This is a genomic window from Mycobacterium avium subsp. avium, from assembly GCF_009741445.1.
Lineage (GTDB): Bacteria > Actinomycetota > Actinomycetes > Mycobacteriales > Mycobacteriaceae > Mycobacterium > Mycobacterium avium.
This window is the reverse complement of sequence record NZ_CP046507.1, coordinates 4,484,095-4,499,054: the sequence shown is the minus strand read 5'-3', so window position 1 is coordinate 4,499,054 and position 14,960 is coordinate 4,484,095. Positions and strand designations below refer to the sequence as shown.

Sequence of the window (14,960 nt, the reverse complement as noted above, 5' to 3'; positions counted from 1 at the left end):
AAGTGGTGAGGGGGTGACGCGGCATGGCCCAGCGTGAATGGGTCGAAAAAGACTTCTACAAGGAGCTGGGCGTCTCCTCTGACGCCAGTCCCGAAGAGATCAAACGCGCCTACCGCAAGCTGGCGCGCGATCTACACCCGGATGCCAACCCCGACAATCCCGCCGCCGGCGAACGATTCAAGGCGGTCTCCGAGGCGCACAACGTGTTGTCGGACCCGGCCAAGCGCAAGGAATACGACGAAACCCGAAGGCTTTTCGCCGGAGGCGGTTTCGGCGGGCGCCGGTTCGACACCGGTGGGTTCGGCGGCTTCAACGTCGGCGGGGACGGGGCGGAGTTCAACCTCAACGATTTGTTCGACGCCGCCGGCCGCAGCGGCGGCACCAACATCGGCGACCTGTTCGGCGGCCTGTTCGGGCGCGCTTCGGGCGGCCGGCCCAGCCGGCCGCGCCGCGGCAACGACCTCGAAACCGAGACCCAGCTGGATTTCGTCGAGGCCGCCAAGGGCGTGGCGATGCCGCTGCGGCTGACCAGCCCGGCGCCGTGCACCAACTGCCACGGCAGCGGCGCACGCCCCGGCACCAGCCCCAAGGTGTGCCCCACCTGTAACGGCTCCGGCGTAATCAGCCGCAACCAGGGCGCTTTCGGCTTCTCCGAGCCCTGCACCGATTGCCGGGGCAGCGGCTCGATCATCGAGCACCCCTGCGACGAGTGCAAGGGCACCGGGGTCACCACCCGCACCCGCACCATCAACGTGCGGATCCCGCCCGGCGTCGAGGACGGGCAGCGCATCCGGTTGCCCGGTCAGGGCGAGGCCGGGCTGCGCGGCGCGCCGTCGGGCGACCTGTACGTGACGGTACATGTGCGGCCGCACAAGGTGTTCGGCCGCGACGGCGACGACCTGACCGTGACCGTTCCCGTCAGTTTCACCGAATTGGCTTTGGGCTCAACCATATCGGTGCCCACACTGGACGGCAAGGTCGGGGTTCGAGTGCCCAAGGGCACCGCCGACGGCCGCATCCTGCGGGTGCGCGGACGCGGGGTGCCCAAGCGCAGCGGCGGCCACGGCGACCTGCTGGTGACGGTAAAGGTCGCGGTGCCACCGAATTTGGACGGCGCCGCTCAGGAGGCGCTGGAGGCCTACGCGGCCGCCGAGCGCGCCAGCGGCTTCGACCCACGGGCGGGATGGGCAGGTAACCGCTGATGGCCAAGAACCGGAAAGGACACGAATCCCGGACGTTCCTGATCTCGGTGGCCGCCGAGTTGGCCGGCATGCACGCCCAGACGCTGCGCACCTACGACCGGCTCGGCCTGGTCAGCCCGCAGCGCACGTCCGGTGGGGGACGGCGGTATTCGGAGCACGACGTGGACCTGCTGCGCGAGGTGCAGCGGCTCTCCCAGGACGAAGGCGTCAACCTGGCCGGCATCAAGCGGATCATCGAGCTGACCAATCAGGTCGAGGCGCTGCAGGCGCGGGTCAAGGAGCTGACCGAGGAGTTGGCGCAGGTGCGCGCCGGCCAGCGGCGCGACCTGGCGGTGCTGCCCAAGAGCACCGCGCTGGTGGTGTGGCAGCCGCGCAAGGGCGGGACCCGGGCCTGATCAGACCCGCATCGCCACGCGGCTGAATTCACTCCGCCGATTTGCCGGGCCTGCGTTATAGTCGGCCGGTGACCAGCGGAGAACCGCTGAGCGGGCGGGGCAGCAAATTAGCCACAGCGGGCGCCGTGCCGTGACGGCTCCGGTGCTCGACCTCGACGACCGGGTGACCGACCGGCAGCGGGAGCTCGCCCGGCTCCGGGCCGCGGTCGACGCGGCGGCGCGCGGCGGCGGGGAATGCGTCCTGATCAGCGGGGTGCCGGGCGTCGGCAAGTCGGCACTGATGAAGGCCTTCGGCGTCGAGGTGGCCGGGCGTGGCTGTGTCTTCGCCTACGGCAGGTGCCGGGACGGCGCGCCGGCGCCGTACGCCGCGGTGCGCGACGCGCTCGGATCGCTGGTCCGCACCATGGCGGCGACGGCCCCGGCCGAACGTGACCGCTGGCGCGCGGATCTGGCCGGCGGGGTGTCGCCGATCGCCGGCGTGCTCGGGGAACTGGTCCCCGACCTGCCGCGGGTGCTGGGCGAGACCGCGTCCCACCCGGAACTCGACGCCACGGATTCCCGCCGGCAGCTGCACCGCGCCGCCACCCGGCTGCTGTCCGCCACCGCGTCCTACCGGACCGTGGTGCTGGCGATCGACGACCTGCAGTGGGCCGATCGGGATACCCTGCTGCTGCTCGCCGAGTTGTTGACGGTGTCGCTGCGCGACCTGCTGGTCGTCGGCGCGCACCGCGCGGGCGGGTTCGACCCCGCCGCGGCGGGGATCGCAGCGGAGAACCTCACCACGATCGAGCTCGAACCGCTGGCCCGCGACGACGTCGAGGAGCTGCTCGCCACCGTGTGCGGCCAAAGCGGGGAGCTGCCCGAGGTGGCCGCCGAGTTCCACCACCGCACCGGGGGCAACCCGCTGCAGGTCCGTCAGCTGCTGTACCGGGCGCAGCGCGAAGGCGCGCTGCTCCCGGTCGGCTCCGGCGGGCCCCCGCGCTGGGACCTGCGGGTGCTCACCTCGATCGAGGTTTCGGCCACCGCCGCCGAGTTCCTCGGCCGCTACCTCGACCAGCTCCGCCCCGCCGACCGGGAGGTGTTGAGCGCGCTGTCGTGCATCGGCGGCGAATTCGACCTCGACGACGCCGCGGCAGCGGCCGCGCGGACGCCCGACGTCGTGGCCCACGCGCTGTGGGCCTGCCTCGAGCTGCGCCTGCTCGAAGCCCTCGACATGACCGGCCAGCGGATCAGCAACGCCATCAGCCGCGACGCCCGCTACCGGTTCAGCCACGACCGGGTGGCCGAGGCGGCGCGCGCGGGACTGTCGCCCGACGAGATGCGCGCCGTGCACCTGCGCATCGGCCGGCGGCTGATCACCCTCGGGGACGATCGCCTGTTCGAGGCCGCCCGCCACGTCGGCGTCGGCGGCCTCGCCGTGGCCGACGAGGCCGAACGCACCCGGTTCGTCGAGGTGCTGCGGCGGGCCGCGCACCAGGCCCGGGCGCAGGCCTCCTTTCCCCTGGCGCTCGGATACTGCCGCGACGCGCTGGACCTGCTCGGCGAGCAACGCTGGGCCGGGCAGTTCGTGCTGACCCGGGAGCTTGCGCTCGACGCCGCCGATGCCGCGCTGCGGGTCGGTGACGTGCCGGTGCTCAACGCCCTGCTCGACGAGGCCGAGGAGTTCCTGCGCGAGCCCCCGGACCGCGCGCGACTGGCCTACCTGCGGATGAAGGGCAGGGTGGCCGAAAACCGTCTGCAGGAGGCGCTCGAGATCGGGCTTGCGGCCCTCGACGAGCTCGGCGAACGGGTGGCGACCCAGGCGGGCAAGCCACGCATGGGCAACGCGATCGTGCGGATGCGGCTCACGATGGCCCGCTGGAGCACCGAACGGCTGCTGCAGCTGCCGCACTGCACCGACCAGCGGGTCATCGCACTGCACCCGATCCTCGCCGAACTGTGCAACATGGCGGTCCTGGTGCGGCCCAACCTGTTACCCCTGCTGGTGCGCAAGCAACTGGAGCTCACGTTGGCCCACGGCCACACGTCGTCCTCGCCGCTGGTCATCACCGGCTACGGGATCGTCCTGGTGTTGCTCGGCGACCACGCGGGCAGCCAGCGCTTCGGCGAGGTCGGCATGCTGCTGGCCCAGCGACCGGAACTCCGCGAGGCCCGCCCGCAGACGGTGTTCATGTACCTCGACTACATCCACCACTGGCGCCACCCGATCCGCGACGGCCTGGGCGAGCTGCGCGACGCCGTCGAGGAGGCGCTCGACCGGGGCGACCAGGAAAACGCCGGATTCCTGACCGCGGTCCTGCTCTCCCAGTCGTTCTGGGTCGGCCGGCCGCTCCCGGAGATCGACGCGCTCGCCAGCTCCCTCATCCCGCACATCCGTTCCCAGCCGGTGCCCAGCGCGCTGTGCCAGGCCGTGCAACAGCTTTGCCTGAACCTGATGGGGCGCAGCGCCGACCCCTTCCTGCTGGCCGGCGAGAGCGGCTACGACGAGCGGCAGGTGTTACCGGCGTCCCGGCAGCAGGGCGACGAGGTGGCCCTGGGCGCGGCCGCCGCCATGAAGCAGGGCCTGCACTTCTGGTGCGGCGACCACGCCGGCGCGGCCGAGGCCACCACGGAGGCGATCGAGCATCTCGGCGGTTTGGCCGGCGTCGCGGCCTCACAACTCGTCCACCTGATCGGCGCGCTCAGCATGATCCATTGTGCGCCAAGGGATTCCGCAACCATCCGGTTCGTCCGCCAGGCGCTGGCGTCGCACCGCAAATGGGCAGCCGGCGCACCGGAGAACTACGCGGCGCCCTACGCGCTGATCCAGGGCGCGTGGGCGCGGGCGCGCGGGCAGCACGGCAAGGCCGAACGTCACCTGCACCAGGCGATCGAGCTCGCCGAGGAGCACCGGCTGCCGGCGATCAGTGCGCGCGCCCACGAGGAGGCCGCCGCCCTCTATGCCGAGACCGGGCGGCAGACCCTGCGCGAACACATGCTGCGCTCGGCCTACCAGCGCTGGCTGAATCTGGGTTTCGCGGTGCGCGCCGATTGGCTGGCCCGGGAACACCCGTGGCTGCTGCGCCGCGATCTTCGGACGGGCTCGGCCGGCATCGACCCGCTCGGCGCCCACCAGCTGGTGCACGCGCTGTCGGGGGCGCGCACCCCGGACGCCTTGGCCAACATCATCCTGGGCTCGGTCGCCGACACCACCGGCGCGGGCCGCGTCCTGTTCATCACCGGCGAGGCGGACAACCAGTCGGTGCGGGCCATCCACGATCACGGAGAGGTCTTGATCGTCGAAGGGCCGTGGACGGAGGTTCCCTACCGCCGCGACATCGTGCGCCGAGTGATCGACGGCGGCGCGCCGGTGATCGTCGCCGCCGACCGTGCGGCGGCGACCAACTCCGTCCTTGCCGCTCCAATCACGTTGCACGACAGGATACTTGGCGTGGTCTATGCCGAGCAGGGCGAACCGGGCAGGAATTTCGGCGCCGATCACGAGGAGGCGATTGCCTTCCTGTGCGCCCAGGCCGCCGCGCCGCTGTGGAGCTTCCAGCTCGAGGCGCGACTGCGCGCCGCCGACGAGTACCGGCAGTCCCTCATCGACGTGCAATCCAGATTCGTGCCCAACGAATTGCTGGGCCCTCGCCAACCAAACGGTCAAAGAGACGTTCGAGCAGTGCAGCGTGGCCTGGCAGGCCATCCCGCACTGGGACACCGGCGACCCCAGCCAGACGACGGTGCCCAACGACAACGTCAACCCGCCGAACAACTTCCTGCCGCTCACCTCGCTGCCCAAGCCGTTCGAGGTGACGCTGGCCGCGGCCATCGCCCCGACGCCCGACGAACTGCTGGCCACCATCGTCTACTACACCGCCAAGCTGGCCGCCGATTTCGACGCCGCGGTGATCCCCGGGCTCCTGACGGCGACGACGCCGTCGCAGCTGGTGCCCGGGATCAGCCCCGCCCAGCTGTTGACCGCGCTCATCGAGGCCCGGGCGAAGGTCGAGAAGGGCGGATACCGGGCCCCGTCATGTCTGATCACCGACACCATCGGCGTGGAGACACTGGCCGCGAGCACCATCGCCAACGGGTATGCCGGCACCGACGTGCTGTTGCCCCCGGCCAACATCAACTCGCTGCAACGCGTCGACACGCTGGCCACCGATCCACAGGTCCGGGGATGGTTGCTCGGACGGCGTCAGCGCATCGCACCGGGTGGCGCGGCGGAGGCCTCGCCGGGCGAGGAGGCGGTGGACCTTGCCGTCAGCGTCCCGCCCGGTCTGGAGGTCGTCGGCGACACGACCAACAACACGATCAAACTCGACGTCCGCCTCAGCTACGCCCTCAGGATCAAGGACGAAGGCGGGCTCGTCGTCTTCCGCGCGTGATGACGTCGACCCTGCCTGACGCGCGGCCCGCGGTCGCCGCGCTGAACCCGCTCGAGGACTACCTCGCCGCGTGCAAACAAGCCTGCGACCGGGAGATCGTCCGGCTGTACGGTCCGGGTGAGCGCGGGTCGAACGGGCTGTACCAGCTCATCCTCGACTACCCGCTGCGCGGCGGGAAGGCGCTCCGGCCGGCGCTGAGCATCGCCACCTGCCTCGGGCTCGGCGGCCACCTCGAGGCGATACTGCCGACCGCCGCAACGCTCGAGCTCTACCACAACGCGTTTCTCATCCACGACGACATCGAGGACGAATCATGGTGGCGGCGAGGCAAACCCACGCTGCACATCGACCACGGCGTGCCGGTCGCGGTCAACGTCGGCGACGCCATGCTCTCGCTTTCGTTGCAACCCCTGCTCGACAACGTCGAGCGGGTGGGGCTGGGGCCCGCGCTGCGCATCCTGCGTGCCGTGGCCACGATGACCCGCAAGACCGTCGACGGCCAGGCGCTCGAGCTGGACTGGGTGCACTCCAACACCTGGCGGCTCGATGACGCCGACTACCTCGAGATGGTGGAACTCAAGACCAGCTGGTACTCCTTCATCACGCCGTTGCAGGCCGGCGCCGTCGCGGCCGGGGCAACACCCGACCGGATGGCCCCGTTGGAGTCGCTCGGGCGGCATCTCGGGGCGGCCTTCCAGATCACCGACGACCTGCTCAACCTGCGCGCCGACCCGCAGGAGTACGGCAAGGAGATCGGCGGCGACCTGTGGGAGGGCAAGCGCACCCTGATGCTGCTGCACACCCTGCGGCATGCCGAACCCGGCGACCAGGAGCGCGCGGTGCAGATTTTGTCCCGGCGCCGCCCGAGCCCCGACGCCGAGTTCGACCTGACCGAGCTGCTGGACCGGCTCACCGCCGGCGGGCAACTGTCCGTCTCGGGCCGCACCGAGATCGAAGCCCGGCTGCGGCGGCACCACCACTCGGAAGTCAAGAGCCTCAACGACATTCGCTGGCTCTACGAATTGATGCACCGGGTGGGCTCGCTCAACCACGCCCGCGACGTCGCCGTCCGGCAGGCCCGCCAGGCCGCCGCCGTGCTCGCCGGCCTGGACTGGTTTCCCCGCAGCCGGCACCGCGACATGCTGGCCGCCCTGGTCGATTACGTGCACGGGCGGGCGCGATGAACCCCGAGGCACTGATCGGCATGCTGGCCGAACTCGAGCGGATCCGCGAGCTCACCCTCGACCTCGTCGAGCGGCAGGCCCCCGGGTTGAACCCCGCCCCGCCGGCCGACGCCGACGGTGCGGAGCGCGCCGTGTTCGACCTGCTGCTCGGCGCGCGCCGTGCGGTCCTGGGTAACCCGGCGGCCGCCCGCCGGGTGCACGACCTGCTCGTCGCCGAGGGCCGCCGGTACGCGAACACGCCCCGCGGGGCGCGGCTGCGCGACGGGTTGGTCGCCTCCGAAGCGGTGGAGAACCTGCGGCGGGTCTGGGAGATGGTGAGCCTCAACGTTCTCGGCGGTCCCGCCGCGCCGCACGCCGGCCCGGACGCCTGGGCGGACCTGCTGGCGGACGCGTTCATCGGGCACGGGCTGGACGACTCCGTGCTGGCTCGGCTGCGGCCCGAGGGGTACGCATGACGCTCACCGATCCCCGCGACGCGCTCGCCGACCAGAGCGACTTCATCGGCTATCTGGTCGGCCTCGCAGGGCTGGCCGACGTGGTGCACACCCTGGCCGGCGACGGCGCCCGCGCCGCCGCGGATCCCCGCGCCCCCGACGACTTCGTGCACCTGCTGCTCGGCGTGGCGAGCGTCGGTGCGGGGATCGCGCGGCTGGCCGATTGTGCTGTGGCACAGTCTTTTCCAGTCGCCGGGGTGGCATCGACCGCGCGGTGGTTGCGATGAGCGCGGTCCTGGCCCGCAGCGACTTCCTGCGCGCCCCGGTGTTGGCCACCGCCCGGCCTGCGGGTTTCAAGGAGTGGCATCACTTCGTGGTGCACGGCCGGGGCGTGCGACTGTTGATCAACTTCAGCCTCAACAATGAAGCCTTCGGCGCGGACGGGGCGCGGCTCACCCCGCGGGTGATCGTGATCGCGCGCGACGAGCGCTGGACCGGGGCGGTGGCGCGGTTCGACGAGCGCGCTGTGCACGTCTCGGCCGACCTGGGTGAACTGTCCGTCGGTGGCAACCGGATGACCATCGTGCCCGACGGCTACCGGGTGGCAATCGAATTGCCGGACAAGGACATTCACGGCGAATTGCACTTTACCTCGACCAGCCGGCCGTTCGTGGTGCGCAACGAGCCGGCGGGCGAGGGACGGGTCAGCTGGCTATTCGTCCCCAGGCTGCGCGCCGACGGCTGGCTGCGGATCGGCGGCGCCGACTACCGGGTGCGCGACGACCTCGCCTACCACGACCACAACTGGGGCCGGTTCCGGTGGGGCGACGACTTCGGCTGGACGTGGGGCACCATCTTGCCGGCCGGGCCGGACGACCCGTGGTCGATGGTGTTCGCCCAGATCACCGACCGGAGCCGGCTGCGCTGTGTGTCCCGGTCGCTGTACGTGTGGCATCGCGACGAGCCGGCGGCGATATTCCGGCACGCGGCGGTGCGGGCACGCACCGAGGGCCCGCTCGACCGGCCGGCCGACTGCACTCTGCCCCCGCCGATGCGGCTGCTGCTGGACGGCGAGGTGCCCGGTGTGCCGGAACGGATCGAGATCACCGCGACACGGGCCGCCGACACCGTGCGCGCCGAATTCCGTTCGCGCTCCTATGTTCGCCTGGCGCAACCGAGCGAAACCCGCCTCGACCGATCGACCGTGCTGTGCGAGACGGACGGCACCGTGGCGGCGAGCGGCACGGTGCGGGGCGAGAAATTCGACTTCGCCGGCACGGGTGTATTCGAGTTCCTCCATGGCTGAGCGGGTTTCGTCGCTGTTGCGGCGTTCGGTCGAGCACCTGCACGACGAGGTGCCGGCAAGCTACCGGCTGCTGGCCGCCGAGCTCGGCGAGATGGTGGTCGGGCTCGACGTGGACGGCGAGGCGTTCACCCTGTGCGGCGGTGATCGGCTGGACGTGTCGGACGGGGCGCCGCGCGAGGCCGCCGTGCGCATCGTCACCTCGCGGAACACCATCCTGGCGCTCCTCGACGCGGAGGTCGGGCTCGGCGAGGCGGTGCAGGCCGGCGCCGTGAGCGTGCGGGGTTCGCTCGACGACGTCCAGCGCGCGCACGACGCGCTGCGGGCCTACGTGCACGCGGCCGTCCGGGCCTCCACTCAGCCCGCGCTGCTGTCCGAACTGCGGGCGGGCGCATGAGCGAGCACATCCGGACCCCGGCGTCGCAGGCACGACGTCCCACCGTCGCGGTGCTCGGCGCCGGCATCGCCGGGCTCACCGCCGCCCACGAACTCGCCGAGCGCGGCTTCGTCGTGACGGTGTACGAGGCGCAGCAGGACGAACGCAACGGGTTGGGATCCGCGCCGACCGGAACATACCCGCCCGTCAAGCTGGGAGGCCTTGCCGCGTCGCAATATTCGACCGTGGGCACCCACGACGGGAGCCACGCCGAACTGCGTCCCTTCCCGGGCCGGCCCAGCCGGCCCACCGACCCGGGGCGCGCCGTCGCCGGCGAACACGGCTTCCGCTTCTTCCCGGCCTACTACCTGCACATCTGGGACCTGTTCCAGCGCATCCCGGTCTACGAGCTCAGGAACCCGGGCGGCTGGGCTCCGACCGCGCGCACCGTCTACGACAACGTCCGGCGGGTGATCACCCAGGGCGTCACCATCGACGGCAGGCCGTCGCTGGTCTTCCCGCGCGAACTGCCGCGCAGCGGCGCCGAATTCCTCGGCATTCTCGGCCAACTCGCGACGGTGGGTCTCACCTTCGGCGATGTCGCGACCTTTCAGGGCAGGATGCTGCGCTACCTGGTCACCAGTCCGCTGCGCCGGGCGCGCGAGTTGCAGAACATGTCGGCCTACGACTTCTTCGTCGGCCACGACCGCCGCACCGGGTTGAACCAGTACTCCTACACGCCGCGTTGCGACGCGCTGTTGCGGCAGATGCCAAAGGTTTTGGTGGCCTTCGACTCCCGTTGGGGTGACGCCCGCACCAACATCAGCACCTATCTGCAGCTGTACCTGAACATGGACCGCCGCGACGACAAGGCCGACGGCGTGCTCAACGGTCCCACCACCGAGTCGTGGTTCGACCACTGGTACCGCCACCTCGTCGCGCTCGGCGTCCGCTTCGTCCGCGACGCGGCGACCCGCCTCGACCCGGTGCCCGTCGACCCGAGCCGGCCACCGCATCTGCGGCCCCGGGTGCAGATCACGCTGACCGACGGAACGCGGGTGACACCGGATTACATCGTGGTCGCCGTCGACGCCCCGGGCGCCGAATTCCTCACCGCCCCAATGCGCGCCGCGGGCACCGGCGGCACCGTGGCCGGGCTGGACGGCTTCGCCACCTCCGTCCCGCCGCCCGACGGCCCGCTGCAGCCGCAATCGACGCGGCCGCCGGGCCGCCGCGATCCGTACGCGATGGACGAGTTGGGGCGGGTGCCCTGGGATCGTTTCCAAACGCTGTGCGGTATCCAGTACTACTTCGACACCGAGTTCCAGTTGCTGCGCGGGCACCTGCTCTACGCCGGCACCGAATGGGCGCTGTCGTCGATCAACCAGACCGGAATGTGGGAGAGGCCACCGATTCTCGATCGAGACGGCCACGTCTCGGTGCTCTCGGTCGACATCGGCGATTTCAACGCCGCGTCCTCGCACCTGGTCGACGAGTCCGGCCGCGGCAAGGCGGCCCGCGACTGCACGCCCGACGAGATCGCCACGGAAGTATGGCGCCAGATCGTTGCCGCGCTCACCAGCAGCACCGGGCCGGCGGGGGAGGAGTTCATGCCCCGGCCCGTGTGGTACGCGCTCGACCGCGGCCTGATCATGGAATCCGGGCCCGGTCAGGGCCGGGGCCGGGTGGTGCGCAACGCGACACCGTATCTGGTTCCCATCGTGGGGGATTGGGACAACCGGCCGAGCAGCGACCCGTGGAACCCGCACGGCACGTCGTGGAGCAGCGTGCCGCCCGAGGACTGGTGGCTCGAGGATCTGTGGCGGCGCAACGTCTGGCAGGCCCGCCACGGCGGCTATCAGGTGCACAACAATGCGGTGGTCTTCGCCGGCACGTGGAACAAGACGTTCACCCGGTTGACGTCGATGGAGGCGGCGTGCGAGTCGGGGCGCCACGCCGTCAACGCCATTCTCGACCACTACATCTGGGTCCAATCCGGCGGCCTGGACCGCCGCGAGAAGACCACGCTCTCATGGGAGTTCCCCTTCGGCTTCCTCGACCAGGGCCTGTCGAGCCCGATCCGGATGCCCACCCCGGCCGGCGACTACTGCTATGTGTTCGACATCGAAAACCGCGAGCCGGCCGACACCCGGGCGCTGCGCATCCTCGACTCCAAATTCTGCGAACGGTCGCTGCCGCACCCGTTGGACGTCGGCGCCCCCACGTCCTTCATCCCACCACCCGCGGGAGGTCAGGAAATGTTCGGTCCCACAACGGATTACAACCAGCAGTTGCTCGCCTACCTGCAGGCGTGGCGCGAGCTGCTGGAGCGGTGGACGGCCATGTGCGCCGCCACGCCGTCCCCCGCCGCGCCGTTCACGCCGCCGTTCATGCCGCCCGCGGCTGCGCCGGCGCCGATGCCGCCGGCACCCGCGGACTATTCCCAGCAGCTGTTCGGCTACCTGCAGGCCTGGCGGCAGTACCTCGAACAGATGGCGGGCGCATCCTCCGGATCGGCGCAGCAGCCGACCGCGCCAACGACAATGCCACCGACAATGCCACCGCCGACGCCGCCCACCGCGCCGCCGCCCTCCATGCCATCGACCGGCGGTCAAGCCTTCGGCGCCGCCCCGCCGGGTCAGCCCGGCACGTCGGGCGACCCCACGCCGGGCGGCAGCACGCCGGTCAGCGCGACCGCCAAGGGATCGACCCTGACCTGGCCGCCCCCGCTGCTGGGTTTGGAACCCAGCAGCTACGTCGGCACCCAGGACCCGCCGGTCAGCCGCTTCCTGCCGCCGAATCTGGTCAACCGCGTAGAGGACCGCCGGGAGGTGCTGCTGCGGCCCAATGACGAGTACGGGTATCTGCACGACCTCTTCAGCCTGAACCCCGGCCTGGCACGCGCCATCTCGTCGACCGGGCCGGCCCCGGTCGCGTCGGGTTCGTCGTTCCTGGGCGCCATGAACCGGGTCGGGCCCGACGTGTCGGCACGGGTCACGCCGCGCTCGCTGTTCTCCAGTCGCGCCGCGCGCGCCCCATCGGCCGGGGCGATCACACCCGGATCGAGAACCGGGTAGCCGCCGGCCGGCCGGGGTGTGCGCGGCGGTAGCCGCCGCGGCGCAGGGCGTCGGTCGGCGCGGTCATCGGCTCGAAGCAGATGACGGCCTCCTCGCCGGGTTTGGCCGGCGGCGCGAAGATCTGCGCGGCGGGATAGCCGTGCTCGAAACATACCTCGAGCCGGCGCCCGCCGCCGGACACCGCGAACACCGCGCCCTCGTCGACCCGGTCGTAGGCATCATCGAACGTCTTGTCCCGCAGCGGTTCTCGCTGTGCCGGCTGTAGTTCGGACTCCCCGGTGGGCAGCCCGTGGTCGTCCAACCCCAGATGCCGCAGCGGCGGGGTCTCGATGACCCACTCGGCGCGCGGTACGGCGGGCAGCTGCAGGTAGGGGTGAAAGCCGAAGCACACCGGCACCGCGGTGTCACCGGTCGCGGTGACCGTGGTGGTCAGCGTCAGCGTGCGCCCGGCCAGGCGCACCGCCACCTGCAGCAGATGCGGAAACGGGAAGCCGGCCAACAGCTTTGGATCGGCGCCGAAATCGAGCTGGGCGGTCAACTCGTTCGCCGTCTGCGCCGTCACCCGCCAGCCGGGATAGCCGGCCAGCACGCCGTGCAGCGGCAACCCGTTGGGGTCGGCGCGCACGCCGTTGCGTCCGGGCGTCAGGGTCACGGTCGCGCCCTCGGCGGCATAAGTGTTGCCGCCCAACCGGTTCGCCCACGGATACAGAATCGGGATGCCCATCGTCTTGCCGTCGGCGACGTAGGCGTCCAGGCCGCGGCGCTGGCCCAGCAGCTCCACCTCGCCGTCGCGCAGCGACGTGCCGATCATGCCCGCCCGCGGGATGAAGCGGGCGACGACCGACGACACGGGGTCACGCAGCGCGACGACATCCATGGCTAGCTCACCTCGACAAGGGGTCGTGCTGAATACGTTGGGCCGCAGCGCCTTTGGCGATCAGCGCGGCCTTGGTGGCGGCGACCATCCTGGGCCCGCCGCAGATCAGGATCTGCCGGTCGCCCCAGCCCCCGTACTTGGTCACCACCTCGGGCAGCCGTCCGGTCTGGTGCACGTGCAGCCCCCGCGGCGGTGTGACGTCGGGATAGTCGGCGGCCCACGGCGGGTCGGCCCGGTACTCCGACACCGGCGACACCGACAGCCACGGATTGTGGGATGCGATCTGCCACAAGGTCGGCAGGTCGTAGAGCTCGCAGCGGTAGCGCGCACCGAAGAACAGGTGCACCCGCGGGTTCACCGCAAACCGGGACAGGTCCATGATCAGCGCCCGCAGCGGCGCCAGGCCGGTGCTGCCGGCGACCATCAACACGTCGCCGCCGTCGCGGTCGACCCGCAGGCCGCCGTGCGGACTGGACAGCCGCCAGCGGTCGCCGGGCCGGGTTTCGTTGACGATCGCGGTGCTGACCAGGCCGCCGGGGACCAGGCGGACGTGAAACTCGATCCCGCAGCCCGGGTCGGCCGGAATGGCCGGGCTCAGATACCGCCAGCGGCGCGGGCATTGCGGCACCTGGACGTTGACGTACTGGCCGGGGTGATAGGGCATCGGCTGATCGAGCCGCAGCCGGACCACCGCCAGATCCCGGGACACCCGCAGGTGCCCGATGACGGTGCCGTCCCACCAGGCCGGCCCCTCGTCGGCGTCCGCGGCCCCGCTCATCACCCCGGTGATCAGGTTGAGCGACGTGCGGGCCGCGTCCTCGACGGCGTCGGTCCAGGCCGCGTCCAGATGCGAGCGCAGCGTGGCCAGCAGCGCGCGACCGAGCGTTTGGTAATGCCGGGGCAGCACACCGTATTTGCGATGATCCCGCCCGAGCTGGGCCAGAAACGCCACCGGTTCCTGCGCCCGCCGCGCCACCAGCTCGCCGTACACCCAGTGCAGCGCGTGGCCGAAAGCCACGCGCTGGGCGCCCATTTCGGGCGGGAACAGATCGCGCACCGAGGGGTCGAGGGCGAACCAATGCGTATAGAAGCGGTGCACCAGATCACCGGAATCGCCCGGGCGGCCCGCATCGCAGGGCGCGAAGGCGTCGCGCAGCACCCGCAGCGCGTCGGCGTCCTCGAGGCTCACGGGGCCCGATTCTAGGCTCGCGGGCCGCCGGCTCAGCCCTGTCGAACGACGTTGCCGGAGCCGGCGTTGACGACCTTGGGTGAACCCCAGTGGTACACAACGACATTGCCGGCGCCCGCGGCGCTCACGGCGTCGCTGCTGTCGACCGCGATGCGGTTGCCGTTGCCCGAGACGCTGACGCTGGTGCAGTGCCCGGTCAGGGTGACCGTGTTGTCTTTTCCGCTCACCGAGAGGTAGCCGGCATGGCAGGGCAGCGACTTCGTGGTGCCGGCGCCGCTGACCTGCAACGTCCCGGCTTCCGGCACGACCGGCGCCCGGCTGTCGCCGCCGAGGCCGGTGCGCGCGCCGGTCGCCGCCAGCCCGGCCGCGGCCACACAGCAGACCGCGATCGCCAGCCAGCACACCGCCCCCGCCCGCACCCGGGCCACCCGTTTGCCGTCGCGGCGCGCCCGCGCGGGAGCGCGCTCGGAGTCTGGGATATCGGCCCGCACCTGGGTGCGCATCTGGGGTTGTGTCGTCTGCGTCATCACTCTCCGGGTACCCCGTACGC

At 71.3% G+C, this 14,960-nt stretch carries 11 protein-coding genes; 8 read left to right on the top strand and 3 right to left on the bottom strand.

Going from position 1 to position 14,960, the window contains the following annotated elements; genetic code table 11:
- Positions 1–23: 23 nt before the first annotated feature.
- From dnaJ to MAA44156_RS21070, 8 genes are all read left to right on the top strand, one after another.
- A complete protein-coding gene (dnaJ, locus tag MAA44156_RS21115) occupies positions 24–1,202 on the top strand; it encodes a molecular chaperone DnaJ (RefSeq protein ID WP_003879233.1) in 1,179 nt (392 codons plus the stop codon).
- Entirely contained in the window at positions 1,202–1,597 is a 396-nt protein-coding gene (locus MAA44156_RS21110; RefSeq protein WP_009979478.1) for a heat shock protein transcriptional repressor HspR, read from the top strand. The genes dnaJ and MAA44156_RS21110 overlap by 1 nt, the downstream gene beginning before the upstream one ends.
- Before the next feature lie 142 nt (positions 1,598–1,739).
- A complete protein-coding gene (locus MAA44156_RS23750; protein WP_009979477.1) occupies positions 1,740–7,154 on the top strand; it encodes a polyprenyl synthetase family protein in 5,415 nt (1,804 codons plus the stop codon).
- Complete coding sequence (locus tag MAA44156_RS21090; protein WP_009979476.1) at positions 7,151–7,609, top strand: hypothetical protein; 459 nt, start codon at positions 7,151–7,153, stop codon at positions 7,607–7,609. The genes MAA44156_RS23750 and MAA44156_RS21090 overlap by 4 nt, the downstream gene beginning before the upstream one ends.
- Positions 7,606–7,875: a hypothetical protein gene (locus MAA44156_RS21085; protein ID WP_009979474.1), complete on the top strand. Its 270-nt coding sequence runs from the start codon at positions 7,606–7,608 to the stop codon at positions 7,873–7,875. The genes MAA44156_RS21090 and MAA44156_RS21085 overlap by 4 nt, the downstream gene beginning before the upstream one ends.
- Entirely contained in the window at positions 7,872–8,894 is a 1,023-nt protein-coding gene (locus MAA44156_RS21080; protein ID WP_009979473.1) for a hypothetical protein, read from the top strand. Before MAA44156_RS21085 ends, MAA44156_RS21080 begins: the two co-directional genes overlap by 4 nt.
- Positions 8,887–9,288: a hypothetical protein gene (locus MAA44156_RS21075; protein WP_009979471.1), complete on the top strand. Its 402-nt coding sequence runs from the start codon at positions 8,887–8,889 to the stop codon at positions 9,286–9,288. The genes MAA44156_RS21080 and MAA44156_RS21075 overlap by 8 nt, the downstream gene beginning before the upstream one ends.
- Positions 9,285–12,344 (top strand): FAD-dependent oxidoreductase, encoded by a 3,060-nt coding sequence (locus MAA44156_RS21070; protein WP_009979470.1) that lies wholly within the window; start codon positions 9,285–9,287, stop codon positions 12,342–12,344. Before MAA44156_RS21075 ends, MAA44156_RS21070 begins: the two co-directional genes overlap by 4 nt.
- Here MAA44156_RS21070 and MAA44156_RS21065 read toward each other — a convergent pair.
- Genes MAA44156_RS21065 through MAA44156_RS21055 form a run of 3 tightly spaced genes read right to left on the bottom strand, consistent with a single transcriptional unit; the run spans position 12,319 to position 14,937 of the window.
- Positions 12,319–13,221 carry an aldose 1-epimerase gene (locus MAA44156_RS21065; protein ID WP_009979469.1) on the bottom strand — a complete coding sequence of 301 codons (903 nt, stop codon included), beginning with the start codon at positions 13,219–13,221 and terminating at the stop codon, positions 12,319–12,321. The genes MAA44156_RS21070 and MAA44156_RS21065 overlap by 26 nt on opposite strands.
- Positions 13,222–13,228: 7 nt before the next feature.
- Entirely contained in the window at positions 13,229–14,410 is a 1,182-nt protein-coding gene (locus tag MAA44156_RS21060; protein WP_009979468.1) for an FAD-binding oxidoreductase, read from the bottom strand.
- Between the two features lie 32 nt (positions 14,411–14,442).
- Complete coding sequence (locus MAA44156_RS21055) at positions 14,443–14,937, bottom strand: DUF3060 domain-containing protein (protein WP_029248627.1); 495 nt, start codon at positions 14,935–14,937, stop codon at positions 14,443–14,445.
- Positions 14,938–14,960 lie beyond the last annotated feature (23 nt).